This window comes from Blastococcus deserti, from assembly GCF_042682525.1.
GTDB lineage: Bacteria > Actinomycetota > Actinomycetes > Mycobacteriales > Geodermatophilaceae > Blastococcus_B > Blastococcus_B deserti.
Genome location: NZ_JBHUHP010000030.1, coordinates 100012 through 125640, shown reverse-complemented (window position 1 = coordinate 125640; position 25629 = coordinate 100012). Strand labels below are relative to the sequence as shown.

At 74.5% G+C, this 25629-nt stretch carries 22 protein-coding genes; 10 read left to right on the top strand and 12 right to left on the bottom strand.

The window, feature by feature from the left end; genetic code table 11:
• Positions 1–9 precede the first annotated feature (9 nt).
• Positions 10–888 carry a DUF1206 domain-containing protein gene (locus tag ACFSHS_RS20485; RefSeq protein WP_376880197.1) on the top strand — a complete coding sequence of 293 codons (879 nt, stop codon included), beginning with the start codon at positions 10–12 and terminating at the stop codon, positions 886–888.
• 57 nt (positions 889–945) lie between these two features.
• Here the strand turns inward: ACFSHS_RS20485 and fabG are convergent, their stop codons facing one another.
• From fabG to ACFSHS_RS20470, 3 genes are all read right to left on the bottom strand, one after another.
• The gene (gene fabG / locus ACFSHS_RS20480; RefSeq protein WP_376880195.1) at positions 946–1710 is read right to left on the bottom strand and encodes a 3-oxoacyl-ACP reductase FabG; all 765 of its coding nucleotides are present in this window, start codon (positions 1708–1710) and stop codon (positions 946–948) included.
• A 156-nt stretch (positions 1711–1866) separates the two neighbouring features.
• Positions 1867–3078, bottom strand: a complete 1212-nt coding sequence (locus tag ACFSHS_RS20475) for an acetyl-CoA C-acetyltransferase (RefSeq protein WP_376880193.1) — start codon at positions 3076–3078, stop codon at positions 1867–1869.
• 143 nt (positions 3079–3221) lie between these two features.
• Positions 3222–3611 carry an STAS domain-containing protein gene (locus ACFSHS_RS20470; RefSeq protein WP_376880191.1) on the bottom strand — a complete coding sequence of 130 codons (390 nt, stop codon included), beginning with the start codon at positions 3609–3611 and terminating at the stop codon, positions 3222–3224.
• A 228-nt stretch (positions 3612–3839) separates the two neighbouring features.
• Between ACFSHS_RS20470 and ACFSHS_RS20465 the strand changes: the two genes are divergently transcribed.
• Entirely contained in the window at positions 3840–4127 is a 288-nt protein-coding gene (locus tag ACFSHS_RS20465; protein ID WP_376880189.1) for a hypothetical protein, read from the top strand.
• Between the two features lie 45 nt (positions 4128–4172).
• Here the strand turns inward: ACFSHS_RS20465 and ACFSHS_RS20460 are convergent, their stop codons facing one another.
• Positions 4173–7163, bottom strand: a complete 2991-nt coding sequence (locus ACFSHS_RS20460; protein ID WP_376880186.1) for a sacsin N-terminal ATP-binding-like domain-containing protein — start codon at positions 7161–7163, stop codon at positions 4173–4175.
• Positions 7164–7317: 154 nt separating this feature from the next.
• Here ACFSHS_RS20460 and ACFSHS_RS20455 point away from each other — a divergent pair, with 154 nt between their 5' ends.
• The 3 genes from ACFSHS_RS20455 (at position 7318) to ACFSHS_RS20445 (ending at position 11147) form a co-directional block, all read left to right on the top strand.
• Complete coding sequence (locus tag ACFSHS_RS20455) at positions 7318–7794, top strand: ATP-binding protein (RefSeq protein WP_376880183.1); 477 nt, start codon at positions 7318–7320, stop codon at positions 7792–7794.
• Between the two features lie 180 nt (positions 7795–7974).
• Entirely contained in the window at positions 7975–9525 is a 1551-nt protein-coding gene (locus ACFSHS_RS20450; RefSeq protein WP_376880181.1) for an aldehyde dehydrogenase family protein, read from the top strand.
• Positions 9522–11147 carry a GMC family oxidoreductase gene (locus ACFSHS_RS20445; RefSeq protein WP_376880178.1) on the top strand — a complete coding sequence of 542 codons (1626 nt, stop codon included), beginning with the start codon at positions 9522–9524 and terminating at the stop codon, positions 11145–11147. The genes ACFSHS_RS20450 and ACFSHS_RS20445 overlap by 4 nt, the downstream gene beginning before the upstream one ends.
• Before the next feature lie 69 nt (positions 11148–11216).
• On the opposite strand, the gene ACFSHS_RS20440 is transcribed toward ACFSHS_RS20445, so the two are convergent.
• Entirely contained in the window at positions 11217–12539 is a 1323-nt protein-coding gene (locus tag ACFSHS_RS20440) for an MFS transporter (protein WP_376880176.1), read from the bottom strand.
• Positions 12540–12611: 72 nt separating this feature from the next.
• Between ACFSHS_RS20440 and ACFSHS_RS20435 the strand changes: the two genes are divergently transcribed.
• The 4 genes from ACFSHS_RS20435 to ACFSHS_RS20420 all read left to right on the top strand — a co-directional run bounded on the left by ACFSHS_RS20435 (position 12612) and on the right by ACFSHS_RS20420 (position 16518).
• Positions 12612–13613, top strand: a complete 1002-nt coding sequence (locus tag ACFSHS_RS20435; RefSeq protein WP_376880173.1) for a GlxA family transcriptional regulator — start codon at positions 12612–12614, stop codon at positions 13611–13613.
• A 242-nt stretch (positions 13614–13855) separates the two neighbouring features.
• Positions 13856–15430, top strand: a complete 1575-nt coding sequence (locus ACFSHS_RS20430) for a DEAD/DEAH box helicase (RefSeq protein WP_376880170.1) — start codon at positions 13856–13858, stop codon at positions 15428–15430.
• Positions 15431–15625: 195 nt separating this feature from the next.
• Positions 15626–16099, top strand: a complete 474-nt coding sequence (locus ACFSHS_RS20425) for a cupredoxin domain-containing protein (protein WP_376880167.1) — start codon at positions 15626–15628, stop codon at positions 16097–16099.
• Positions 16096–16518 (top strand): hypothetical protein, encoded by a 423-nt coding sequence (locus tag ACFSHS_RS20420; protein WP_376880165.1) that lies wholly within the window; start codon positions 16096–16098, stop codon positions 16516–16518. The genes ACFSHS_RS20425 and ACFSHS_RS20420 overlap by 4 nt, the downstream gene beginning before the upstream one ends.
• Positions 16519–16563: 45 nt before the next feature.
• Here the strand turns inward: ACFSHS_RS20420 and ACFSHS_RS20415 are convergent, their stop codons facing one another.
• The 6 genes from ACFSHS_RS20415 to ACFSHS_RS20390 all read right to left on the bottom strand — a co-directional run bounded on the left by ACFSHS_RS20415 (position 16564) and on the right by ACFSHS_RS20390 (position 24329).
• Positions 16564–17571 (bottom strand): sugar phosphate isomerase/epimerase family protein, encoded by a 1008-nt coding sequence (locus ACFSHS_RS20415; protein WP_376880163.1) that lies wholly within the window; start codon positions 17569–17571, stop codon positions 16564–16566.
• A gap of 55 nt (positions 17572–17626) precedes the next feature.
• Entirely contained in the window at positions 17627–18808 is a 1182-nt protein-coding gene (locus ACFSHS_RS20410) for a Gfo/Idh/MocA family protein (RefSeq protein ID WP_376880161.1), read from the bottom strand.
• Positions 18809–18873: 65 nt separating this feature from the next.
• Positions 18874–19932: a substrate-binding domain-containing protein gene (locus ACFSHS_RS20405; protein WP_376880159.1), complete on the bottom strand. Its 1059-nt coding sequence runs from the start codon at positions 19930–19932 to the stop codon at positions 18874–18876.
• A gap of 116 nt (positions 19933–20048) precedes the next feature.
• The gene (locus tag ACFSHS_RS20400) at positions 20049–21194 is read right to left on the bottom strand and encodes an ABC transporter permease (RefSeq protein ID WP_376880157.1); all 1146 of its coding nucleotides are present in this window, start codon (positions 21192–21194) and stop codon (positions 20049–20051) included.
• Positions 21191–22783: a sugar ABC transporter ATP-binding protein gene (locus ACFSHS_RS20395; protein WP_376880155.1), complete on the bottom strand. Its 1593-nt coding sequence runs from the start codon at positions 22781–22783 to the stop codon at positions 21191–21193. The genes ACFSHS_RS20400 and ACFSHS_RS20395 overlap by 4 nt, the downstream gene beginning before the upstream one ends.
• A 379-nt stretch (positions 22784–23162) precedes the next feature.
• Positions 23163–24329, bottom strand: a complete 1167-nt coding sequence (locus tag ACFSHS_RS20390) for an ROK family protein (protein WP_376880152.1) — start codon at positions 24327–24329, stop codon at positions 23163–23165.
• A gap of 176 nt (positions 24330–24505) precedes the next feature.
• Here ACFSHS_RS20390 and ACFSHS_RS20385 point away from each other — a divergent pair, with 176 nt between their 5' ends.
• Positions 24506–25012 carry a hypothetical protein gene (locus tag ACFSHS_RS20385; protein ID WP_376880150.1) on the top strand — a complete coding sequence of 169 codons (507 nt, stop codon included), beginning with the start codon at positions 24506–24508 and terminating at the stop codon, positions 25010–25012.
• Positions 25013–25051: 39 nt separating this feature from the next.
• Here ACFSHS_RS20385 and ACFSHS_RS20380 read toward each other — a convergent pair whose 3' ends face one another.
• Positions 25052–25591, bottom strand: coding sequence for a helix-turn-helix domain-containing protein (locus ACFSHS_RS20380; protein WP_376880147.1), 540 nt, complete (start codon positions 25589–25591; stop codon positions 25052–25054).
• Positions 25592–25629: the final 38 nt, after the last annotated feature.

Here is a 25629-nt window from a genome sequence, read left to right as displayed (position 1 = left end):
GATCAGCCCGTGCCGTCTCCCCGCCCGTTGCGCGATCGGGTGCACGACGTGGTGCACGACCTGGTGGAGCGGGCCCGGGCGGTCACCGACCACCCGCTGCTCACCCACCTCGCGCGGGCCGGACTCGTCGCCTACGGCGCCATGCACCTGCTCATCGGCTACCTGGCGGTTCGGGTGGCATGGCACCTGCGTGGCGCCGACGCCGACCAGACCGGTGCGCTGCAGACGGTGGCCGGGGGTCCCGGTGGCTCCGTGCTGCTGTGGGCAATCGGGCTCGGGATGCTCGCCCTCGCCCTCTGGCAGGCCGGAGAGGTGCTGCTGTGGTGGCGCGGGCTGCTGGACGGCGCACGCCGGCTGCGTACCGCCGTCGTCTGCGCCAAGTGCCTGGCCAAGGCGTTCGTCTACGCCCTGCTCGGGGTCACCGCCGTGCTGTTCGCCGTCGGCGCCGGCTACGAGGCCGACGAGCGGCTGCGCGACCTCACCGACGACGCCCTGGCGATCCCCGGCGGGAGCGGGCTGGTCGCGCTGGTCGCGGCGGGCGTCGTGGCCGTCGGCCTGTACACGCTGGTACGCGGGTTCACCGGCGGCTTCATGCGCGACATCGACCTGCCCACCGCGCCCGACCGCTGGGAGCCGCTGATCGAGGCCATCGGCCGGGTCGGGTACGTCGCCAAGGGCATCGCGTTCGCGCTGGTCGGCGTCCTCCTGGGGCGGGCCGCAGCCTCGGCCGACGTCTCGACCGCCACCGGTCTCGACGGCGCCATGACGGCGATCGCCCAGGTGACCGCCGGGCCGTGGCTGCTCACGGCCGTCGCCGCCGGCTTCGCGGCGTTCGGCATCTACGCGCTGGCCCGTGCGCGGTATCCCGACCGCGACCCCTCGTCCTGAGCGAGAACCCCCTGCCCCCGGCGCTCGCACGCTCGCCGCGGGCCGCTGCCAGGGCCGCTAGGCGCGCGGACCGCCGGCGACGTAGATGACCTGCCCGGAGATGAACCCGGCGCCCTCGCTCACGAGGAACGAGACGGTGTGCGCGATGTCCTCGGGCTGCCCGGCGCGCAGCACCGGGATCTGGGCGGCCCGGGCCTCGACGTAGGGCTCCCACGCCTGGCCGATCCGCGCCGCGGTGGCCTTGGTCATCTCGGTCACGATGAACCCGGGCGCGATCGCGTTCGCGGTGACGCCGAACTTGCCCAGCTCGATCGCGAGGGTCTTGGTGAAGCCCTGCAGCCCGGCCTTCGCCGTGGCGTAGTTGGCCTGCCCGCGGTTGCCCAGCGCCGACGTGCTCGACAGGTTGACGATCCGACCCCACTTCGCCTCGACCATGTGCTGCTGCACGGCCCGCGTCATCAGGAACGAGCCGCGCAGGTGCACGTGCATGACCAGGTCCCAGTCGTCCTCGGTCATCTTGAACAGCAGGTTGTCGCGGGTGACGCCGGCGTTGTTCACCAGCACGACCGGCGGACCCAGCTCGGCGACCACCCGGTCGACGGCGGCCTGCACCTGCTCGGCGTTCCCGACGTCGGCCCCCACGGCGAGCGCCCGTCCCCCCGCGGACTCGATGTCGCCCACGGTGCCCCGCGCGTCGGCCTCGGCGAGGTCGACGACGGCGACGGCGAACCCGTCCGCGGCCAGCCGGCGGGCGGTGGCCGCGCCGATTCCGCGGGCGCCGCCGGTGACGATCGCGACACGGGCGCTGGGGGACGCTGTCATGCGGAACTCCTTCTGTCCGGGGATGACGGGGCCGGCCCGGTCCGGGGGTCGGTTGCGAGCGGTTCCGGTGACCCCGCCCGGGTCCCGCCCGAGCATGCCGGGGCGGGCAGGACGGGGTCCTCCCGGGGTCCCGCTACGGGGGTCGGGGGTCCTCGCTCAGACGCGCTCGAACAGCGCGGCCAGCCCCTGGCCACCACCGATGCACATCGTCTCCAGGCCGTAGCGTGCGTCACGGCGCTGCATCTCACGCAGCAGCGTGGCGAGGATCCGCCCGCCGGTCGCGCCCACCGGGTGTCCGAGGGAGATGCCGGAACCGTTGACGTTCGTCCGCTCGAAGTCGGTCTCGGTGAAGCCCCACTCGCGGGTCACCGCGAGGACCTGGCTGGCGAAGGCCTCGTTGAGCTCGATGAGGTCGACGTCGGAGAGCTTCACGTCGGCCTGGGCCAGCGCCTTCGCTGTGGCGGGCACGGGACCGATGCCCATGGTCCTGGGCGGGACGCCGGCAACGCCCCAGGAGACCACCCGGGCCAGCGGGCGCAGCCCGAGCTCGGCCGCCTTGTCGGGGTGCGTGACCACGCACACCGCGGCGCCGTCGTTCTGCCCGCTCGCGTTTCCCGCGGTCACGGTCGCCTCGGGGTCGTCCTTGCCCATGATCGGGCGGAGCTTGGCCAGGGTCTCGACGTTCGAGTCGGGGCGGATGTGCTCGTCGCGGTCGACGACGGTCTCGCTCTTCCGTCCCTTCACCGTGACGGGGACGATCTCGTCGGCGAAGCGGCCGGCCTCGGTGGCGGCGGCGGCGCGCTGGTGGCTGCGGACGGAGTACTCGTCCTGCTCCTCGCGCGAGATCTTGTACTCGCGACGCAGGTTCTCGGCCGTCTCCAGCATCCCGCCGGGCACCGGGTGGTGCTGCCCGCCGGCGGTGACCCGGCCGCGCGCCAGGCCGTCCTGCAGCAGGACGCCGGGCCCCGCCTTGACGCCCCAGCGCATCGCGGTCGAGTAGAAGGGCGCGTTGCTCATCGACTCCGCCCCACCGGCCAGGACGACGTCCGAGACGCCCGACTGCACCTGCATCGCCGCGTAGAGAACCGCCTGCAGGCCCGACCCGCAGCGGCGGTCGACCTGGATGCCGGAGGCCGTGACGGGCAGACCGGCGTCGAGTGCGGCGACCCGCCCGAGCGCCGGCGCGTCCATCGTCGGGTAGCAGTGCCCCAGGACCACGTCCTCGACGTCCTCGGGCGGGAGACCGGTGCGGTCCATGAGCGCGCGGATCACCGTCGCCGCGAGCTCCTGGACCGGTACGTCCCGCAGCGATCCACCGAAGCCCCCCACCGGGGTCCGCAACGGCTCGCAGATGACCGCATCTCGCACGGTGGTCCTCCCTGTTCTCGACTCCGGAGCCCAGCGCCGTCAGGCGGGACGGGCGGCACCGAGTCTCCTCCCGCGCGGATCGGCGCGCGCGAGGGGTCCGGGGCAACGGTGGCTGCCCGTGGGCGCGGGGCCCGGGGGGAGGGTCAGGCGGCGCCGTGCCGGCCCGCGGAGCCCGCCGCCGTGCCGTCGACCTGCTGGGCGCCCAGGAGCTCCCACAGACCGGTGATCTGCAGCGGGCGGATCACCGCCCTCGAGGATGCCAGCACGCGCATGGTCACGTCCTGGCGCGTCGCCCGGCGGTGGGCCGCGGCCAGGACGCAGAGGCCGGCGGAGTCGAGGAAGGTCACCTGGCCCAGATCGACGGTGAGGTCCCGGACGTCACCGTCCAGGAGGGCCTCGAGGCGCTCCCGGAGCACGGGAGCGGAGGTGGAGTCGACCTCCCCGACAGCGCTCACGTGGACGGCGGGACCACTGCCCGAGACGGTGACGGAGACCAGGTTGCTGGTCGAGGAATCGAGCGAGGCTGCGGTCACGGTGGTGCCTCTCGTGGCGTGAACCGAACCGGTCGAGCGCCCTCGGTGGACACAGGAGCCGGCGAGACGGCTGACTGTTGAACCGCTGTCCCACAACGTAGGGACCTCGGTCCCGCACCGCAAGGCCCGATCGGTCACTCCCGCCCCACCCGTCACTTCCGCGCGTCCCGCCCGCCCTGCCGGTTCCCGCGACGCACGGCGGATACTGGGGGCGTGTCGAGTCGGTGGATGGCGTGCGGTGCAGTGGCGGTCATCGGGTCCGCGGCCGCGTTCCTGTACCTCGACCCGATCCTCGCCTCGTTCGTGGTCATCATGCTGGCGACCGTGCTGGTCATCGCCGTCGCCGCCCGCGACTGGGACCGGCACGCGACGTTCGAGGAGCGGGAGCTCGAGCGCGCCCGCCGCCGGGCCGAGAAGTGGGAGCGCGGCAAGGAGGCCCGCGAGCGCGACCGCGCCCGGTGGGAGGCCCACCGGGCCCGCCAGGAGGCGAAGAAGGCCGCCCGGCCGGACCGGTGATCCAGCGGCCACCGCGGGTCCACCCCGCCTGACGTCCGCCCGCGCCTACTCCCCGACCGCGTCCTCGGCGGCCAGGTCGGCGCCACGGTCGGGGAAGGCGAACGCCTCGGCCAGGGCCTGCCGGCGCGACCAGGCACCGGTCCGCCACGCGAGCGCCCGGCCCAGGCTCCCGGGCGCCCCGTCGACGTGGTCGGCGTCCCCGCCCGGCCACCAGGGCACCGTTGCGCCGTCGACCTCGAGCCGGTCGTGCACGACGACGTCCCCCGGCAGTTCCTCCAGGCCGAGGCGCGCGGCCGCCAGGCCGGCGCCGGGGAGGTCCGCCCACCGCCGCCGTTCCCCGGCTCCGCGCACGGTGCCGCGGACCAGCTCGGTGGCCAGGGGCAGGTCGAGCAGGTCCGCGACCGCGCCCGGGGCGCCCCCGGCCGGGACCACGGGCACTCGCACCAGTGGCTGTACGTACGGCACGTCGAGCACCACCGCGTCGGTCACCACCCGGTCCGGGGCCACGCGCACCCGGTCGGGCGGCTCGACGTCGACCCCGTCGAGCGCCGCGGCGAGCCGCGCGTAGACCGTGCGCAGCACCTCCGGACGCACCGTCCGCACCGGGTCGCCGAGGCGGTCGAGCAGGTGGAGCGCGTCGTCGACGTCGGCCAGCACGTCGCCGACCGCGGCCGGCGGCCGCAGCAGCGCGAGCACCTCGGCGGAAGCCGTCGCGGGTTCGTACAGTCCCTGTAACTCCGCGCCGTCCGGGTGGCGGAGGCGGTCGGGACGCCGGCCGTCCAGCACCGGGTGGGTCGCCAGCCACCAGCGCAGGTAGCCCGGCACGGGCACGCCGCCGAGGACGACGTCCGCCCGGGCCTCGGCCGGCAGGGCAGCCAGCAGCGGGAGGGCACCGGCCCAGTCGGCGACCAGTTCCAGGTCACGGACGGCGGTCACCTCCGGCCACTCCGGCGGAGGCGCGTCGGGCGGCAGGCGGTCGAGGACGGCGTCGGCCCAGTGCTCCGCGGCGTCGACGTCCAGCGCGTCGGGGTCCTCCCCTCGCACCAGGGCGAAGGTGTCGAGCACCCCGACGGCGCGCAGCGCCGCCGGATCGGCGGTGGCCGCCATGTCGCCGTCCAGCATCCCCAGCGAGCCCTCGGCCAGGACGGCGGCCAGCGGCGATCCCGGCAGCACCAGCTCACCGGCCGGCGCCCATCCGCCGTCGGCGTCGGGAAGGGCGAGCTCGGCCAGCCACGGCAGCTCCTCAACCGGCGGGCGGGCCACCGCGACGAGGGCCAGCACGGCCTCGGCCAGCTCCTCCGGCCGGGGCCTTGCGCCGAAGGCGTCCTCCACCGCGTCCATCGAGGTCTCGACGGCGGCGCGCACCGCCGGGTCGGCCAGGACGGCCGCGGCGGTCGCCGGCCGGGCACCGAGCCGCTCGAGCAGCCGGCGGGCCGCAGCCGGCGCGACCGCGTCCGGCTCGGCCAGCCGCAGACCGAGCGGGCCGAGCCGGTGCACGGGCAGGCCGGCGTCGGGCAGCAGCACGCCCGCCGGACCGTGGGCGGTCCGCCCGTCGGCGAGCGGCACGGGCAGCGCGGCCAGCTCCTCCCGGTCCGCCCCGTCCAGGGCCGCGTACAGGCCGGCCCACCAGGACGGCGGCCGTTGCACGCCCCGGACCGCCTCCACCGCCTCGGCCGTGCCGACCCGCCGCACGCCCAGGGCGGTCAGCGCCGGGCCGTCCGAGCGCCGTGACCAGCCGGCCGGGAGCAGGCCGGGCACCACTCCGGCGAGCGCCGCGACCCGCTCCTCGGTCGGGTCGTCCAGGGCGGCGGCGCGGTCGGGCGACTGGCGGGCCCCCGGGTCGTCGGCGACCGGGAGCCAGGCCGCGGAGCGCAGCCGGTCGAGGACCGCGGCGCAGAGCGCGGCGTCGAGCGCGGCCCCGGCCAGGCCGGCGCGGGGCACCAGGGCCAGCAGCGCGGGATCGGCGGGGAGGGCGGTGAGGAGGGCGGCGCAGGTGCCGGCCGCCGCGGCGACCAGTGCGTCGGTGACCGCGCCCGGTGCCACGTGCCGCCGGTCGGGCCCCAGCGGGAAGGGGGCGATCAGGCGCAGGGGGAGCGACAGGGGCTCGTCGCTGGGCGTGGGCGCGTGCACGACCTGTCCCGGGGGCAGCGGCCGCGGTCGGGCGTCGTCGTCGAGGGGCACGGCGACCGTCACCGTCCAGGCGCGGCGGGACCGCTCCTCCACGGGCCGGTCGGCCAGCAGCTCCGCCGCCAGCTCCCCCGAGCTCTCGGCGACGGCCCAGGTCGTCGTCGCGTCGCCGTCGGAGATCCGGGCGGTCGCGCCGGTCCGCTCGACGGTGAGGCGGCGCTCGGCGCCGTCGACGACGACGTCGATCCGGGTCAGCCCCGGCAGCGCCAGCAGCAGGTCGGCGCGGAGCGCTTCCAGCGCGGCCGCGACCCCGGGACGGGAGCCGCTCCGCAGGGGCAGGACGACCTCGGTGGCGAACCCGTCGGGGGGCGGCTCGTCGACCGGCCAGGGCAGGCGCAGCACGGGCACCGCGCCGTCCCGGCGGGCCACCTCGTCGGCGAGTGCGGGAACCGCGGTGACCGCCTCCCGGGTCGCGGCCACGCTGAAGCGCACCCCGCCGCCCTCCGACACGACGGCGGGCTCGTCGCTGACGGCCAGCACCGCCGCGAAACCCACTCCGAACCGCCCGACGCTGCCGGCCTCCTCCCGCTTGGCCGAGGCGCGCAGCGTGGCCAGCCCCTGGACGCCTCCGGCGTCGAGGGGGGCGCCGGTGTTGGCCGCGCGCAGCGTCGTCCCGGTCAGCTCCAGCCGGAGCCGGCCGGGCACCCCGGCACGGACGGCGGCGTCGGCGGCGTTCTGCGCCAGCTCGACCAGCAGCCGGTCGCGGTAGCCGCCGCGGACGAGATCCTCCTCGGCGTTGGCGTCCTCCCGGAAGCGGGCCGGATCCGCCGTCCACGCGCCGAGCACCCGCCGCCGGATCGCATCGGTGCCGAAGGGATCTGCCGGGGCGCCGGAGATCGCGGTGTGCATGCTCGGGCCTTCCCTGGACGGGGCCGTCGGGCTCCTCGCCGGCGACAGTAGTGCGCCGCCGTCCGCCGCCGTCTCCAACTATGGGGTGACCTCAGGGTTCGCGGCCGCCGGGAGCGGGCACCGCAGCCGTGCACGACCACGACCGGACAGCGGCGTGGCAAGCAGCCTGAGGACGGGGCTCGGCGACGAGGCGGTGGCAGTGGCGCTCTGGCACTCCGCGCCGCTCCCCTCCGGCTTCCGCGAGCACTGGTGCCAGGAGCTGCACTCCCTGGCGGAACTGGGCCAGCTGCGCGCCCGCCTGCGGGCCACGCTGACCGGCAGCCCGACCGTGACCCGCCCCGAGCGGGAGCACTGGTCGGAGCGGCTCGTGCTGATCGCCGACGAGCTGGCCTCCAACGCCCTCCGTCACGGCGGCGCACCCGTGGCGACGACGCTCGGCTCGGCCGGGAACGAGTGGCTGCTGGCGGTCAGCGACTCCTCCCTCGAGGTGCCTCCCGCGCCGGCACAGGGGCGCGACCCGGGGCTCGGTGGCTTCGGCCTCTACCTGGTCGCCGACCTCTCGGTCCGCCACGGGTGGACCCGCCACCGGCATGCCAAGATCGTCTGGGCGGTGGTCGCGGCCGACGACTGACCAGGGGCATCGCCTGACCAGGGGCATCGCCTGACCAGGGGCATCGCCTGACCAGGGGCATCGCCTGACCAGGGGCATCGCCTGACCAGGGGCATCGCCTGACCAGGGGCATCGCCCGGTCGGGTCGCGCTCCGGCACTCCGCCTGTCGGGCAAGTGACCCGCGGGTAACCTCCGTTCCCATGTCGCTCGTCGAGCAGATGGACACGGTCACCGACGCCTCTGCGGGCACCGTCGACCGCCACGCCACCACGCAGACCTTCGAGTCCACGAACCCCGCCTCGGGCGCCGTCGTCGGCGTCTTCCCGGTGCACGACGCGGGCGCCGTGGCCGAGACGGTGGCGCGGGCCCGCGCGGCCGCCACCCACTGGGCCGAGCTCGGGTTCGACGGGCGACGGCAGCGGCTGGCCGCCTACCGGGGCTACCTCGCCCGGCGGATGAACGAGCTCGCCGACCTGGTCCACCGCGAGAACGGCAAGCCGCACGGCGACGCGATCCTCGAGATCACGCTGACCATCGACCACCTCGCCTGGGCGGGGGCGCACGCCCGCGGGACGCTGGGGCCGCGCCGGGTCCGGGCCGGGATGCTGGCGGCCGACCACGCCGCCTACCTCGAGTACCAGCCGCTGGGCGTCATCGGCGTCATCGGGCCGTGGAACTACCCGGTGCTCACGCCGATGGGGTCGATCGCCTACGCGCTCGCCGCCGGCAACGCCGTCGTCTTCAAGCCCTCCGAGTACACCCCGGCCGTCGGCGCGTGGCTGGCCGCCGCGTGGCGGGCCGCCGTCCCCGATGCCGCCGACGCCTTCCAGGTCGTCACCGGCTTCGGGGAGACCGGCGCCGCGCTGTGCCGGGCGGGGGTGGACAAGCTGGCGTTCACCGGCTCGGCGCCGACAGGCAAGAAGGTCATGGCCGCCTGCGCGGAGAACCTGGTGCCGGTGCTCCTGGAGCTCGGCGGCAAGGACGCGATGATCGTCGACGACGACGCCGACGTGGTCGCCGCCGCCGACGCCGCCGTATGGGGCGCGATGAGCAACGCCGGCCAGACCTGCATCGGCATCGAGCGGGTGTACGCGACGGAGCGGGTCTACGACCGGTTCGTCGCCGAGGTCACCGCCCAGGTGCGCACCCTGCGCCCCGGATCGGACGACGAGGCGGCCTACGGCCCGATGACCATGCCGTCGCAGGGCGACGTCGTGCGCCGGCACGTCTCCGACGCCGAGGCCGCCGGGCGGGTGGTCCGGGGCGAGGCCGACCCGGCCCTGTTCCCGAACGAGCACTTCCTGGCCCCGGCCGTGCTGCTCGACCTGCCGGAGTCCTCCCCCGCCATCCGCGAGGAGACCTTCGGCCCGACGCTGGCCATCACCAAGGTGAAGGACGCCGAGGAGGCGCTCGAGCGGGCCAACGCCACCTCCTACGGGCTCGCGGGCGCGGTCTTCTCCCGCTCCAGGTCGCGCGCCATGGACCTCGCCCGCCGGATGCGCAGCGGCATGACCTCGGTGAACTCGGTGCTCACCTTCGCCTCGATCCCGGCGCTGCCCTTCGGCGGCGTCGGCGAGAGCGGCTTCGGCCGGATCCACGGCGAGGACGGGCTCAAGGAGTTCACCCGCGCCAAGGCGATCACCCGCCGGCGGGTCGCGCTGCCGGTGAACCTGATGAGCTTCAGCCGGCCGGCCTCGGCCACCGACGCGCTGGCCCGGGTCATGGGCATGATCCACGGGCGGCACCGGTGAGCGAGCAGCGGGAGGAGTTCGACGTCGTCGTCGTGGGTGCCGGGTCGGCCGGCTGCGCCCTGGCCGGGCGGCTCTCGGAGGACCCGACGCTGCGGGTGCTGCTGCTCGAGGCCGGCGGCTCGGACGACGTCCTGGAGGTGCAGGTCCCGGCCGGGCTCTACAAGACCTGGCGCACCCGGCTCGACTGGAACTACACGACCGAGCCGCAGCCCGGCCTCGGCGGGCGGAAGCTGTTCTGGCCACGCGGGAAGCTGCTGGGCGGGTCGTCGTCGATCAACGCGATGATCTACATGCGCGGCGCGCGGTGCGACTACGACGAGTGGGCCGAGCTCACCGGCGACCCGTCCTGGTCCTACGACTCGGTGCTGCCGCTGTTCCGCCGCATGGAGGACAACGCCCGCGGCGCGGACCGCTTCCACGGTGTCGGCGGCCCGCTGCGGGTGGAGGACCTCCGCTCGCCGCACCCGTGGACCCGCGCCGTCGTCCGGTCGGCGGTGGCCGCCGGCCACCCGCGCAACGACGACTTCAACGGCGCCACGCTCGAGGGCGTCGGCCAGTACCAGGTGACCCAGCGGCGCGGGCGCCGGTGGTCGTCGGCCGACGCCTACCTGCACCCCGCGGAGCGCCGTCCCAACCTGACCGTGCGGACCGGGGCCCTGACCACCCGGGTGCTCGTCTCCGGCGGCCGCGCGACGGGGGTCGAGTACCGCTGCGGCGGACGGGTGCACACCGCGCACGCCACCCGCGAGGTCGTGCTCTCCGGCGGCGCGGTGAACTCCCCCCAGCTCCTCCTGCTCTCGGGCATCGGCCCGGCCGACCACCTGCGCGAGGTCGGCGTCGACGTCGTCCACGACCTCCCGGGCGTCGGCGGCGGGCTGCAGGACCACCCGCTCGTGCCGGTCGTGTGGCACGTGCGGTCGGGCCGGTCGCTGTTCCGCGCCGAGTCGCCGTCGGGCTACGCCCGGTGGTTCGGCGCCCGCCGCGGGCCGCTCACCTCCAACCTGGCCGAGGCGGGCCTCTTCACCCGGTCGAACCCGGAGCTGTCCGAGGTCGACCTGCAGATGCATTTCCTGCCGGTGAAGTTCTGGAAGCAGGCCGAGGTCGACCCCGACGTCGACGCCTTCACCGCGGCCGTCGTGCTGGTGCACGTCCGGTCGCGGGGCTCGGTGCGGCTGCGGTCGGCCGACCCGACGTGGGCACCGGCGATCGACGCCGGCTACCTCACCGACGAGCGTGATCTCGAGGCGCTGGTCAGCGGCGTGGAGCAGGCCCGCGAGATCGGCGCGACGGCACCGCTGTCGGCGGTGCTGACCGAGGAGTGGTCACCCGGCGCCTCCGTGCAGGGCCGCGAGGCGCTCCGCGCGACGGTGCGGAACACGCTCGAGTCGCTCTACCACCCGGTCTCCTCCTGCCGGATGGGCCCTGCTGACGGTTCGGACGAGCAGGCGGTCGTGGACTCCCAGCTGCGGGTGCGCGGCATCGAGGGCCTGCGGGTGGTCGACGCCTCGGTGATGCCGACGCTGGTGCGGGGCAACACGAACGCGCCCACGATCATGATCGCCGAGCGCGCGGCCGACCTGATCCTGGGCCGCACCGTCGACCCCGCCCTGGCCGCCGCCTGACCCCTTCTCCCCCGCTTTCCGTACCGGAAGCTGCGCTCGGCACCGCAGCTTCCGGTACCGAAAGCGGGTTCAGCCGTGGGCCTGGGCGGCCGCGGCCTCCTCGGGGTTCGTCGGCAGCGCCGTCTCGGCGGGTGGCGGCGCGCTGCGGCGGATCGAGATGGACGCCGCCGCGGCCACCATGCACAGTCCGCCGGCGAGGGACCAGGCCAGGTCGTAGGAGCCGGTGACGTCGCGGATCACGCCGCCGCCGAACGCGGCGACCGCGGAGCCCAGCTGGTGGGAGGCGAAGACCCAGCCGAAGACCACCGGCGCACGGGCGCCGAAGTGCTCCCGGCACAGCGCGAGGGTGGGCGGCACGGTGGCGACCCAGTCCAGGCCGTAGAACACGATGAACGCGATCATGCTGACGTGCAGGTCCGGCCCGAACAGGGGCGGCAACAGGAACAGCGAGAAGCCGCGCAGCCCGTAGTAGGCCAGCAGCAGCACCCGGGGGTCGACCCGGTCGGTGAGCCAGCCGGAGAACACCGTCCCGGCGATGTCGAAGACGCCGACCACGGCCAGCAACCCCGCCGCCGTCGTCACCGGCATCCCGTGGTCGTGCGCGGCCGGGATGAAGTGCGGCTGCACCAGCCCGTTGGTCGACATGCCGCAGATGAAGAACCCGAGGGCCAGCAGCCAGAACGGCCGGCTGCGCGCCGCCTCCACCAGCCCCCGGACCGCCGCCCGGGCGGCACCGGCGCGCACCGGATCGACGTCGTCGGCCGCCGTGCCCCCGTAGGGCGCGACGCCGAGGTCGCGCGGCCGGTCACGCAGCAGCCACAGCACCAGGGGGACGACGGCGAGGGCGGCCGCGGTCGTCCCCAGCGAGGCCGACCGCCAGCCCCACTGCGCGTCGGCCCAGGCGACCAGCGGGAGGAACACCAGCTGCCCGGTCGCCCCGCCCGCGGTGAGGATGCCCGAGACCAGCCCGCGGCGGGCGACGAACCAGCGGCCGGTCACCGTCGCCACCAGCGACAGCGCCATCGAGCCGGTGCCCAGCCCGACGAGGAAGCCCCACAGCAGGACCAGCTGCCAGCTCGCCGTCATGAAGACCGTCAGCCCGCTGCCCACGGCGGTGAGCAGGAGCGCGCCCACGACGACCCGGCGGATGCCGAAGCGCTCCATCAGGGCCGCGGCGAACGGCGCGGTCAGCCCGTACAGCGCCATGTTGACCGCGACCGCGGCCGAGATGGTCGAGACCGACCAGCCGAACTCGTCGCGCAGGGGATCGATCAGCACGCCCGGCACCGCGCGGAACGCGGCCGCGCCGACCAGGGCCAGGAAGGTCACCGCGGCGACCCACCAGGCGGGGTGGACGCGGTACGTGCGCGGGCGGCCGGCGGTCGTCGTCACGCCGGACAGCATGGCGGACGGCGATCCGGCGGAGCGAGTGGCCCGGCGGCCAACATGTGCAGGGATCCGGCCATGGATGCCGGTGCTCCGCCTGCCGCGCCGCGGCACGAGGTCGTCGTTCTCGCGCTGCCCGGGACCATGGCCTACGAGATCGGGCTCCCGCACCAGTTCCTCGGCGGCGCCGCGGGCCCCGACGGCCGCAGGCTGTACCGCGTCCGGGTGGCCAGCCTCGACGGCGGCCCGGTGCGGACGTCGGCGGGCTACTCGGTCCTCCCCGAGCACGATGCGTCGATCCTGGCCACGGCGCAGACGGTGGTGATCCCCGGGGTCCAGGGCACCTCGGCCATGACCGAGGGAACCGTGCCCGACGACGTCGCCGGCCTGCTGCGGACGGCGGCCGGCTCGGCGCGGCTGGTCTCCATCTGCACGGGCGCCTTCGTCCTCGCGGCGGCGGGCCTGCTCGACGGACGCCCCGCGACGACCCACTGGGTGCACAGCGCCGCCTTCGCCCGGCTCTTCCCCCGGGTGCGGCTCGACCCCGACGTGCTGTTCGTCGACGACGGCGACGTCCTGACCTCCGCCGGCAACGCGGCCGGCATCGATCTGCTCCTCCACGTCGTCCGCCGCGACCACGGCAGCGAGGTCGCCAGCCGGGTCGCCCGCCGCAGCGTCGTCGCCCCGTGGCGGGAGGGTGGCCAGTCGCAGTTCATCGAGCGCCCGGTGCCCGAGCCCGGCGACTCCGGGACGGCGGCCACCCGGGCGTGGGCCCTCGAACGGCTGGGGGACCCGCTCACCCTCGCCGACCTCGCCGCCCACGCGCGGATGAGCGTGCGGACCTTCACCCGGCGCTTCCGCGAGGAGACCGGGTCCTCGGCCAACCGCTGGCTGGTCCAGCAGCGGGTGGCGCTGGCCCGCCGGCTGCTCGAGTCGACCGACGTGCCCGTCGAGCAGGTGGCCGTCCAGGCAGGGTTCGGCACCACGGCCTCGATGCGCCAGCACCTGCACGCGACGATCGGGATCGCGCCACTCGCCTACCGGCGCAACTACCGGGGACCGATCGCTCACCCGATGTGACCGGAGACTCCCCTGCGGTGGGACCACGGACGGGGCGGGTCTGGTTGAGTGAGACGTACCGGCGCCGCCCTCGCTCATCCGGAGCGGCAGGAATCGACGTCGGGCTGAGGCTGCGCCACCGAGGTGCGCCCGGCTGACCGACGTCTCGCCGACGACGTGAGCCCGCCCTGCCCCGCGCAGGTGCGCGGGTGCTCGCGTCCGCCGAGGGTGTCGTGCGGCCACTCGAGCGTCGAAGGACTCCAGTGACCTCCATCAGCAACTCCCCTGCCACCTCCGGCAACTCCCCCACCCCCCCGAGCACCCACCGCCGTCGTGGCGGTCGCGGCCGGGGCACCCGTCCGGCCGGCGAGCAGCAGAACCATCCGCAGACCCCGGCCCCCGCGCCCGCCGTGCCCGTCCAGGCCCCCGCCACGGTGCTGCCCACCGACACCACGTTCGACGCCCTCGGCGTCCCCGCCCCGATGGTCGAGGCGCTGTCGGCCAGCGGGATCACCGCGCCGTTCCCCATCCAGGTCGCGACGCTGCCCGACAGCCTCGCCGGCCGGGACGTCCTCGGCCGCGGCCGCACCGGCTCGGGCAAGACGCTGGCCTTCAGCATCCCGCTGGTCGCGCGCCTGGCCGCCTCCGACAGCAGGCGCCAGCCCAAGCGCCCGCGGTCGCTGGTGCTGGTGCCGACCCGCGAGCTGGCCAACCAGGTCGCGGCCGTCGTCGACCCGCTGGCCCGCGCCCTCGGCATGAGGACCACCACGATCTTCGGCGGCGTCGGCCAGAACCCGCAGGTCCAGGCCCTCGCCGGCGGTATCGACGTGCTGATCGCCTGCCCCGGCCGGCTCGAGGACCTCATCGGGCAGGGGCACTGCGACCTCGGCGGCGTGGAGATCACGATCCTCGACGAGGCCGACCACATGGCCGACCTGGGCTTCCTGCCCGGCGTGAAGCGCCTGATGGACCGCACGCCCGAGGTCGGCCAGCGGCTGCTCTTCTCGGCAACGCTGGACAACGGCGTCGACGTCCTCGTCAAGCGCTACCTGAGCAACCCGATCACGCACTCGGTCGACCCGGCCGTCGCCCCGGTCAGCACCATGACGCACCACGTCCTGCAGGTGCAGAGCGCGGACAAGGCCGAGGTCGTGCGCCAGCTCGCCTCCGGCCTGGGCCGCAGCGTGCTGTTCACCCGGACCAAGCACCAGGCCAAGAAGCTCGCCAAGCAGCTGACCGCCCAGGGCATCCCCGCCGTCGACCTGCACGGCAACCTCAGCCAGAACGCGCGCGAGCGCAACCTCGAGGCGTTCAGCAGCGGCGCGAGCCGGGTCCTGTGCGCGACCGACATCGCCGCCCGCGGCATCCACGTCGACGAGGTGGCGCTGGTCGTCCACGTCGACCCGCCGGCCGAGCACAAGGCCTACCTGCACCGCTCGGGCCGGACGGCGCGGGCCGGTGCCGAGGGCGCCGTGGTCACCGTCTCCACCCCCGACCAGGCCGGCGAGGTGCGCACGCTGGCCCGTCAGGCGGGCATCACGCCGAGGGTGAGCGTCGTGCGTCCCGGCGCGCCGGAGATCGAGGCGCTGACCGGCCCGGCCGCGCCGTGCGTGGAGCCGGCCCCCGCCCCCGAGCCGCAGCCGCAGAACCCCGTCGGTGGTGGCCGTCGCCGCCGCGGCGGGTCCGGCAGCGGTGCGGCGAGCGGGTCGCCGGCCGGCTCACGCGGCAACGGCTCCGGCCGGTCCAGCGGTCCGGCGCGTACTCGCGCGGAGCTCGCCGCCCGCGCCGGCACGTCGTCGGCCGCCTCCTTCAGCGCCCGCTCTCGCCGAGGTCGCTGACGGCGCGCCGGCGGAGCTCCTGGGCGGAGCTCCGCCGGCGTCTCCGGACGCCGCTCCACGGCTCGTGGAACGTCGCCACGGGATCGGACATCCGATTCCGGCACGGCGGACGAATGCATCCGACGGTCGTCACCGAGGACGACCGGCCCCGCCGCCGCTCCGGCCCCCTGGGCGTCGGCCTCGGAGGAGGTCCCCGTGTCCCGTTCCATCCGCTCGCTCGCTCCTGTCCACCCGCGCGGTCGTGCGGTCGCCGCCCTGGCCCTGACCCTGGGTGTGCTCACCGCGTGCAGCGGCGGAACGGACGCAGCAGGCACGGCCGGTGCGGACGCACCGGCCTCGACGAGCACCGCGGCTCCGACATCCGAGGCCGCACCGTCGGAGGCCCGCGAGGTCGTCACCCTCACCGCCACCGAGGACGACTACACGATCTCCCTCGACCAGGACACCTTGACCGCCGGCACGTACGAGATCGAGGTCGTCAACGACGGGCGGGCGTCCCACGACCTCGTCGTCGAGCGGGACGGCGAGGACGTGGCCGCCTCCGAGCCGCTCGCGCCGGGCGAGTCGGGGACGGTCGAGGTGACGCTGGAGCCGGGTGAGTACGTCTTCTACTGCTCGATCAGCAACCACCGCTCCATGGGCATGAAGATCCCGGTGACGGTGTCATGACCTCGCCCGCGCCGGTGGAGGCCCGCCGCCGGCCGGCGGCGGCGCCGTGGCTCCTGCGCGTGCTCGGCGCCGCGCTGCTCATCGGTATCGCAGCTGTCCACGCCTACCTCTGGCAGCAGGGCTACCGCTCGATCGACGTCATCGGGCCGGCCTTCCTGCTGCAGGCGGCGCTCGGTGTCGGCGCCGCCGTGCTCGTGCTCGTGGCGCCGCTGCGCCTGCTGCCGTGGGCTGCTGCGCTCGGGGCCGCCTTCGCCGCCGGGTCCCTGGCCGCTCTCATCCTCTCGACGACCGTGGGGCTCTTCGGCTTCGTGGAGTCGACGACGGCGACGCTGTGGTGGCCGTCGTTCTGGGTGGAAGCTGCGGCCGCCGTCGTCCTTCCCACCCTCGCCGTCCTCGCGGCACGGGGACGGCAACCCTGACCGGAGTGGGAGGGCTGTCGCCGCGCCCTCCCACTCCGACCGGCCTCAGTTGCCGCTGGCGAAGGCGGCGTCGAACGCGGCCGCCGGCGGGTCGAACGCCAGCCGGCGGACGAACTCCAGCGCCTCCGGGGCGCCGACCAGGCGGTCCATGCCGGCGTCCTCCCACTCCACCGAGATCGGCCCGTCGTAACCGATGGTGTTGAGCATCCGGAAGCACGCCTCCCAGGGGACGTCGCCGTGCCCGGTGGACACGAAGTCCCAGCCGCGCCGCGGGTCGGCCCAGGGCAGGTGCGAGCTCATCCGGCCGTTGCGCCCGTTGCCGACCTGCTTCTTCGCGTCCTTGCAGTCGACGTGGTAGATCCGGTCCTTGAAGTCCCAGATGAACGAGACCGGGTCGAGGTCCTGCCACACGAAGTGGCTCGGGTCCCAGTTCAGCCCGAAGGCCTCCCTCTGGCCGATCGCTTCCAGCGTGCGCACGGTGGTCCAGTAGTCGTAGGCGATCTCCGACGGGTGCACCTCGTGCGCGAACTTCACGCCGACCTCGTCGAAGACATCGAGGATCGGGTTCCAGCGCGCGGCGAAGTCGGCGTAACCGTCCTCGATCATCGACTCGGGCACCGGCGGGAACATCGCCACGGTCTTCCATATCTTCGACCCGGTGAACCCGACGACGACGTCGACACCGAGCTTGCGGGCCGCGCGGGCGGTCATCTTCATCTCCTCGGCGGCCCGCTGCCGCACGCCCTCGGGCTCGCCGTCGCCCCACACGCGGGCGTTGACCATGCCCTTGTGCCGCTCGTCGATGGGGTCGTCGCACACCGCCTGGCCGTGGAGGTGGTTGGAGATGGCCCAGACCTTGAGGCCGTACTTGTCGAGCAGGGCGAGGCGCTCCTGCACGTAGGAGTCGTCGTTCGCGGCGCGCTCGACGTCGAGGTGGTCGCCCCAGCAGGCGATCTCCAGGCCGTCGTACCCCCACTCGGAGGCCAGCCGGGCCACCTCCTCGAACGGCAGGTCGGCCCACTGGCCGGTGAACAGGGTGATCGGGCGGGGCATGGTGGGGTCCTCCCAGGACGGGGGACTTTCGGCGCCGAAAGTCCGGAGAGTCGGTTCAGGCAGGGATCTCGGTCCAGGTGGAGTTCGCGGCGGCGCTGCGCTCGACCGCATCGAGCACGCGCTGCACCTGCAGGCCGTCGGCGAACGACGGCGTGGGGTCCTCCCCCTTCCCGATGGCGGTCACCAGGTCGACGACCTGGTGGGTGAAGCCGTGCTCGTAGCCCAGCCCGTGGCCGGCCGGCCACCAGGCGGCGACGTACGGGTGCTCCGGCTCGGTCACGATGATCCGGCGGAACCCCGCGACCGCGGCGGGCTCGGTGCCGTCGAAGAAGTGCAGGACGTTCATGTCCTCGAAGTCGAACGCAAGGCTGCCCGCCGAGCCGTTGACCTCGATCCGGATGGCGTTCTTGCGGCCGAGGGCGAAGCGGGTCGCCTCGAAGGTCGCCAGCGCCCCGCCGGTGAACCGGCCCAGGAAGATCGCCGCGTCGTCGACGGTCACCTGCCCCGTCTCCGTGCCCCCGACCCCGCCCAGCTTGCCGGTGGACGTCGGCAGCGGCCGCTCCGCGACGAAGGTCTCCAGCATCGCGCTCACCCCGGTGAGGGTCTGCCCGGTGATGTACTGCGTGAGGTCGACGATGTGCGCGCCGATGTCGCCGAGCGCGCCCGAGCCGGCCTTGTCCTTCTCCAGACGCCAGGACATCGGAACGGCCGGGTCGGCGATCCAGTCCTGCAGGTACTGCGCGCGCACGTGCCGGATCTCGCCCAGCCGCCCCTGGGCGACGAGCTGCCGGGCCAGGCCGATCGCCGGGACACGGCGGTAGGTGAAGCCGACCATCGACCGGACGCCGTTCGCGGCGGCACGGGCGGCGGCCTCGGCCATCGCCTCGGCCTCGGCGACGGTGTTGGCCAGCGGCTTCTCGCACAGCACGTGCTTGCCGGCCTCGAGGGCCGCGATGGCGATCTCGGCGTGGGTGTCGCCGGGCGTGCAGACGTCGACGAGCTCGACGTCGTCGCGCTCGAGGACCCGGCGCCAGTCGGTCTCGGTGCTCGCCCACCCGAGCCGGGCGGCGGCCTCGGTGACCGCCGCCCGATTGCGGCCGGCCAGCACGGCCAGTTCGGGCCGGAGCGGGAGGTCGAAGAAGTGCGGGGCGGTGCGCCACGCGTGGGAGTGGGCGGCGCCCATGAAGGCGTAGCCGATCAGGCCGACACCGAGCGAGGGGCGGTCGGGGGTGGTCATGCGAGCTCCTCGGGAGGGCGGAGCCGCCGGGCGCACGTCGCGCCCGGCGGCTCCGGGTCGGTCGGTCAGGACTCGAAGGCCCGGTCGATGTACTGGTCGACGTTGTCGGCCGTCACGACGGGGGCGTTGAGCGTGATCCGACGCGGCACCTCCGGCGAGACCAGGTCGGACACGTTCTTGTCCTGGGCGACCAGGCGGGCGAGACGGATGCCGTCCGCGGCCTGCGTGTGCGGGTAGATGACCGTCGCCTGGAGAACCGAGTTGCCCTCCTGGATCGCCCGCATGGCGTTGGCCGAGCCGGCGCCGCCGACCATGAGGAACTCGTCGCGGCCGGCGGCCTCGATCGCGGCCAGGACACCGACGCCCTGGTCGTCGTCGTGGTTCCACAGGGCGTCGATCCGCGGGGCGGCCTGGAGCAGGTTGGACGCGGCCTCCTCGCCACCCTCGACGGTGAAGTCGGCAGCCACCCGGTTGCTCACCTCGAGGCCGCACTCGGCCAGCGCGTCGGCGAAGCCCTGACTGCGGTCCTGGGTCAGCGGCAGCGAGTCGATGCCGGCGATCTCGGCGACCACGGCGTCGGGCTGGTCGCCCAGCTCCTCGCAGATGTAGGTGCCGGCGGAGACCCCCATGCCGTAGTTGTCGCCCAGGATCGTGGCACGGGCGGCGAACGGGCTGTCGAACTCACGGTCGACGTTGATCACCGGGATGCCGGCCTCCATGGCCTCCAGCGCGACCGGGGTCAGGGCGGCGCCGTCGAAGGGCAGCAGCACGATCGCGTCGACGCCCTCGTTGATGAAGGTCTCGACCTGGCTGATCTGCGTGCTGACGTCGTTGGTGCCCTCGGCGACGACGAGCTCGACGTCGTCGTACTCCTCGTCCACGGCCCGCGCGGCCTCGGTGATGCCGGCCATCCAGCCGTGGTCGGCCGCCGGTGCGGAGAAGCCGATGCGGACGGTCTCACCCTGCTCGTCGTTGTCGCTGGCGGCGTCGTTGCCCCCGCCACCCCCGCCCCCGGAGCTCTCGGGCGTGTTCCCGGTGCAGCCGGCGAGAAGGACGCCGGCGCCGATGAACGCGACCGCGGTGGACGTGACGCGGCGGTACCCGCGCTGCCTCGTTGCAGACAATGCTCTCTCCTCGCTCTGCCTCACCCGGCGCCGTCGCCGGGTGGTCGGTGCTGCCGTTCGAGTGGTGCGACCGGGGGCCGGGCGGCCCGCCGGGGTGGTGCTGACCCGGCTGCGGGTCAGGTCGTGGGGGCGGCGGTCGCGCCGCCCTGGCGGGTGCCGGCGGGGGCACCGGGCACGGTGCTGCCGCCACCGGTCACGCCTCCGGGGCCGCCCGGGAGCGAGCGCGGCTTCCGGCCGCGGCCCTCGCCGCCGGCCAGCCGCATCTGCAGGAGGACGGCGAGCACGATGATCACGCCGCGGGCGACGGCCTGCGCGGAGCTCGACAGGTTGTTCAGCGTGAAGACGTTGCCCAGCGTGGTGAAGATCAGGACACCGAGGACGGTGCCGACGATCGTGCCCCGGCCGCCGATGAGCAGCGTGCCGCCGATGACGACCGCCGCGATCGCGTCGAGCTCCCAGAGCGTGCCGTGCGTCGAGCTGCCGGTCGTCGTCCGCGCCATGATCATCACGGCCGCGATGCCGCAGGTGATGCCCGACAGGACGTAGAGCTTCACGGTGTGGCGCTGCACCCGGATGCCGGCCAGCCGCGCGGCCTCGGCGTTGCCGCCGACCGCGAAGGTGCGCCGGCCGAACGTCGTCCGGTTCAGCAGCACCCAGCCCGCGACGGCGACCAGCGCGAAGATGATGACCAGCGTCGGGATGCCCAGCACGTCACCGGAGAAGAACTCGAGGAAGTCGCGGTCCTGGATGATCTGGGTGCGGCGGTTGGCGATGATCTCCGCGAGGCCCCGGGCGGCGGCCAGCATCGCCAGCGTCGCGATGAACGCGACGAGCTTGCCGTAGGCGATCACCACGCCGTTGACCAGCCCGCAGCCGGCGCCGACGGCGAGCGCCGTGAACACCATGACGATCCAGTGGAAGTCCTCGGCCATCGCCTGGGTCGCCAGCGTCGTCGCCCAGACCGAGGACAGCGCCGCGATCGCGCCGACCGACAGGTCGATGCCGCCGCCGATGATCACGAACGTCATGCCGACGCTCACCACGCCGATGACCGCGGCCAGCCGGAGGATCGTCAGGACGTTGTCGACGTCGGCGAAGCGGTCGCCAGCCGTGGCGACGCCGACGACGCACAGGATCGCCAGCGCGATGACCAGGCCGAGATTGCGGCCGACCGGGCCGGACATGAACCCGCCCGACCCGTTGGCCGTCCGGCTCGCCGCCGTCGCGGTGCTCCCCTCCGTCGCGGTCGCGTTCGTGCTCATGCCACGTCCCCTTCGTGCTGCCTGGTCGTCGATTCGGAGGCGATCGGTGCACCCGTGTGCGGCGTGCCCTGCATGACCAGGTCGAGGACCCGGTGCTCGTCGAGTTCGTCGGCCGGCGCCTCGGCGACGACGGCGCCGTCGGCGATCACCAGGACGCGGTCGGCCAGGCCGAGCACCTCCGGGATCTCGCTGGAGACGACGACGACCGCCACCCCGCGGTCGGCGAGGTCGCGGACCAGCGCGTAGATCTCCGACCGGGCGCCGACGTCGACGCCGCGGGTGGGCTCGTCGAGCAGCAGCACCCGGCAGTCACGGAGCAGCCAACGGGCCAGGACGACCTTCTGCTGGTTGCCTCCGGACAGCGTGCGCACGACCCGGGAGACGTCGGCCGGCCGGACGTCGAGCGCCTCGACCTGCTGCCGCGCGGCCGCCTTCTCGGCGCCGCCGGAGAGAAATCCACCGCGGGCGAAGCGGCCGAGGCTCGAGACGGTGATGTTGCGGTAGACGGAGTCGTCGAGCAGCAGCGCCTGGCTCTTGCGCTCCTCGGGGGCCAGCCCGATGCCGGCCGCGACCGCTGATCCGACGTCCCCCGGGCGCAGCCGCCGGCCGGCCAGCCGGACCGTTCCCGAGGTGGGACGGCGGGCGCCGTAGATCGTCTCCAGGATCTCCGAGCGGCCCGATCCCACGAGGCCGGCCAGGCCGACGATCTCGCCGGGACGGACGGTGAAGCCCACGCCGTCGAAGTGACCGCGCAGCTCCAGGTCCTCGACCTCCAGGAGCGGTGCCTCCCCGGTGTGCGGGGCGGTGCCCCGGGGCGGGAAGACGTACTCGATGGTCCGGCCGGTCATGAGCGTGATGACCTCGCGGGTCGGGGTCTCGCGCGCCGGGAGACCGGTGGCGACGGTCCGCCCGTCCTTGAGGACGGTGATCCGGTCGCCGATCTCACGGATCTCCTCGAGGCGGTGGGAGATGTAGACGACGGCGACGTCGTGGGCGGTGAGGTCGCGGATGACGCCGAAGAGCCGCTCGACCTCCTCGTTGTCCAGGACGGCCGAGGGCTCGTCCATGATGATCAGCTTCGCGTCCTGCGACAGCGCCCGCGCCATGCTGACCATCTGCTGCTGCGCCGCCGAGAGGGCGCCGACCTCCGCCGTGGGCCGGATCTCCGGGTGGCCGAGGCGGGTCAGCAGCTGCGCCGCCGCTCGGTTGGCGGCCGCGGGGCGGGTGATGCCGAAGCGCGCGCTCTCCCGGCCCAAGAAGATGTTGTCGGCGACCGACAGCCCGTCCACCAGGTCCAGCTCCTGGTAGATCGTGGCGATGCCGAGGTTCATCGCGGCCTGGGGATCGGCGGGCGACACCGGCTCACCGCGCCAGCTGATGCGGCCCTCGTCGGGCTGGTGCGCCCCGGCCAGCACCTTGATGAGGGTCGACTTGCCGGCGCCGTTCTGGCCGAGCAGGCAGTGCACCTCACCGGACCGGACGTCGAGGTCGACGCCGTCGAGGGCCCGGACGCCCGGGAAGGTCTTGACGATCCCGTGCATCTCCAGCAGCGGGGCGGTCACCGGCTGCCCCTGCCCGGCACGGTCCACGCGGTCGCCGTACCGGCAGGCCGGGCACTGCGGTGCGGTGTCACGGGGTTCTCCACGCCATCACCCAGACTTTTGCTCATCGTTGACCATTAGTCGGTAGCCGCGACAACGTAAGCCCGGGTGCGAGTGTGGTCAAGGTCGCGCCGCCGGGTTACCGAACCGAGATCTACGGCACGACCGGCGATCAACCGCGCGGTGCGGCTGCGGGGGTCGCGGCGGCAGGCCCGTGGCCGGACCCCCCATCGCGGGCTGGGCGGTCGTCGCCGGCGGTGAGCTGCCGCCGGCTCAGCCGGCGAGGGCAGCCGGCACGGTCAGGGGGATGTGTCGGTCCGTGAGGAGGAAAGACGAGGTCGGCCCGCGGGTGGGCCGGCCGGCGAGGTCAGCGGGCGAGGGTCTCGTGGACGGAGTCCTCGTCGAGGAACCCTTCGATCGCCATCAGTGCGGCGCCCACCCGGCCGGAGAGATCGGGGGCATCGCTCACCGTGATCTCCAGCGCCCGGGCGGCCAGCGGCATCGACCGGCCGTAGACCGCCTCGCGGATGCCGGCCAGCAGCGGGGCACCCGCCTGGGCGACCCCACCCGTCATGACGATGCGGTGCGGGTTGAAGAAGTTGACCAGCGCGGCGAGAACCGTGCCGATGGTCCGACCGGCGTTGCGCACCAGCTCCAGCGCCGGCCCGTCGCCCTGCGCTGCCCGTTCGACGACGTCCCGGGTGCTGGTGACCGGCAACCCCGCCGCGACGGCGTCGCGCAGCAGGGCGCCACCACCGGCGATGGCCTCGAGGCAGTTCTCGTTACCGCAGCGGCAGATGACGGTCCGGCCCGCGGGCTGCGCCACGTAGATGTGCCCGATGTCGCCGGCGCTGCCCTGGGCTCCGCGGTACACCCGCCCGTCGACGATGACGCCGCAGCCGATGCCCGTACCGACCTTGACGACGAGCAGGTCTTGGACCGAGCCGCCGGCCCCGATCTCCCCCAGGGCCATCACGTTGACGTCGTTGTCGACGTAGACGGGGCACTCGTACCGGCCGAAGGCGCTGGGGATCGGGTAGTCGTGCCAGCCCGGCATGATCGGCGGGTGAGAGGGCCGACCGGTCGAGAACTCGACGGGGCCGGGCACACCGACGCCCACGGCGCACACGTCGCCGGGCGTGAGGCCGGCCTCGGCGAGCACCTTCTGGGCCAGCCGGTCGACCTCGGCGAGCACCACACCGGGCCCGTCGGCGATGTCGATGGGATGCCCGACGGTGGCGAGGATCTGGGCGGAGAGGTCGGTGACCGCGACGTCGACACTGGTCACGCCGAGGTCGACGGCGAGCACGCACCCGGCGCGGCTGTTGAACCGCAGCAACGTGGGCGGCCGGCCTCCGGTGCTCCACCCCCGCCCGCCCTCCTCCAGGAGGTTGGCCGCGATCAGCTGGTCCACCCGCGCGCTCACCGTGTTGCGCGAGGCACCGGTCAGGGCCACCAGGTCGGCCCGGCTGCGCGCCCGGCCGGTGCGCACGTGACGCAGCAGCGCGCCGGCCGAGGCAGAGGTGTGCGCCACGCCGCCATAGTGACACGCTGCCGATCACCCGCCGGTCCTCCCGGGGCGCGGATCACCGGTCCGAGGTGCGCGGGGCCGGCGCGACGGTTGACCCGTGGGCCGATGGGCACTGACGGGGCACCGACGACCTGGTTGAGCTCTGGGCGAGCTCCTTCCCGACGACGAGCGAGGTTCCCATGGGTCTGCCCATCACCCTGTCCGAGATCGCCCCGCGCATCTCCGCGGGCGCGTTCATCCTCAACAGCGGGCTCGGCAAGCGGGGTGCCGACGCCGAGACCGCGGCGGGCATGCACGGCTTCGCCGCCGGTACCTACCCGTTCCTGAAGTCGGTTCCGCCGCAGCAGTTCGTGCAGGGCCTGGCCAACGCCGAGATCGCGCTCGGCGCCCTGCTGCTCACCCCCTTCGTGCCGACCGCCGTCGCCGGGGCCGCCCTCACCGCCTTCTCCGGCGGGCTGCTCGGGCTGTACGTGAAGACGCCGGGCATGCGGAAGCCGGGCAGCCTCGCCCCCACCGAGCAGGGGCTGTCCATCGCCAAGGACAGCTGGCTGCTCGGCATCGGGATCGGCCTGTTCACCCGGGGCCTGATGGACCGCAAGCCCCGCGTCACGGTGAAGAAGGCGAACAAGCTGGCGAAGAAGCAGGCCAAGCAGGCGGCTCGCGACGCCCGCCGCGCCGCGAGGTGAGCTGACGGCGCGACAGCCGGGCACCTCCCCGCGGGCGGCTCAGTCCGCCGGGAGGTGCACGGTGCTCACCAGCCGGCGGCGGCGCCCGCCACCGGGGCGGTGCGCCATGCGGGCCCGCAGGGCGGCGGCCAGCTCGGCGTGCATCTCGTCGAACTCCTCGTCGGTCACCCACACCGCGGCCTGCCGGTAGCCGACCCGGTCCGCCGCGAGATCCGGCGACCCGCCGTCCGCCGCGGCCCGGTCCAGGTAGCGGTCGAAGGCGCTGACGAGCGCTGCGGCGAAAGCGGTGAACGCGCGCCGGTGCTCGTCGGGCGTCATGGTGGCGGCCTCGCCGGGGCCCACCGCGGCCGCCTCCAGCTCGAGCCGGAAGGACCGCTCCGCCGCGCCACGCACCTTCCGCTCCCCCACCACCGCGAGGACGCCGGCGTCGGCGAGCGCCGAGACGTGCCGGTAGAGCGTCGCCACCGGCACGTCGGGAAGCTCGGCACGCAGGTCGGCGGTGGTCAGCGTGCGGTCGCCGAGGAAGGCCATGACCACGCGCAGGCGCACCGGGTGCAGCAGCAGGTCGGCGCTCGCCACAGGGCCACCATTCTCATGCTTGACAACGATCTCAGCTG

What these genes read in the sequence shown, in the direction of transcription:
- fabG (WP_376880195.1), bottom strand. Translation starts at nt 1,710, where the DNA reads ATGACAGCGTCCCCCAGCGCCCGTGTCGCGATCGTCACCGGCGGCGCC.
- ACFSHS_RS20465 (WP_376880189.1), top strand. Translation starts at nt 3,840, where the DNA reads ATGGCGTGCGGTGCAGTGGCGGTCATCGGGTCCGCGGCCGCGTTCCTG.
- ACFSHS_RS20460 (WP_376880186.1), bottom strand. Translation starts at nt 7,163, where the DNA reads ATGCACACCGCGATCTCCGGCGCCCCGGCAGATCCCTTCGGCACCGAT.
- ACFSHS_RS20450 (WP_376880181.1), top strand. Translation starts at nt 7,975, where the DNA reads ATGTCGCTCGTCGAGCAGATGGACACGGTCACCGACGCCTCTGCGGGC.
- ACFSHS_RS20435 (WP_376880173.1), top strand. Translation starts at nt 12,612, where the DNA reads ATGGATGCCGGTGCTCCGCCTGCCGCGCCGCGGCACGAGGTCGTCGTT.
- ACFSHS_RS20420 (WP_376880165.1), top strand. Translation starts at nt 16,096, where the DNA reads ATGACCTCGCCCGCGCCGGTGGAGGCCCGCCGCCGGCCGGCGGCGGCG.
- ACFSHS_RS20415 (WP_376880163.1), bottom strand. Translation starts at nt 17,571, where the DNA reads ATGCCCCGCCCGATCACCCTGTTCACCGGCCAGTGGGCCGACCTGCCG.
- ACFSHS_RS20410 (WP_376880161.1), bottom strand. Translation starts at nt 18,808, where the DNA reads ATGACCACCCCCGACCGCCCCTCGCTCGGTGTCGGCCTGATCGGCTAC.
- ACFSHS_RS20400 (WP_376880157.1), bottom strand. Translation starts at nt 21,194, where the DNA reads ATGAGCACGAACGCGACCGCGACGGAGGGGAGCACCGCGACGGCGGCG.
- ACFSHS_RS20385 (WP_376880150.1), top strand. Translation starts at nt 24,506, where the DNA reads ATGGGTCTGCCCATCACCCTGTCCGAGATCGCCCCGCGCATCTCCGCG.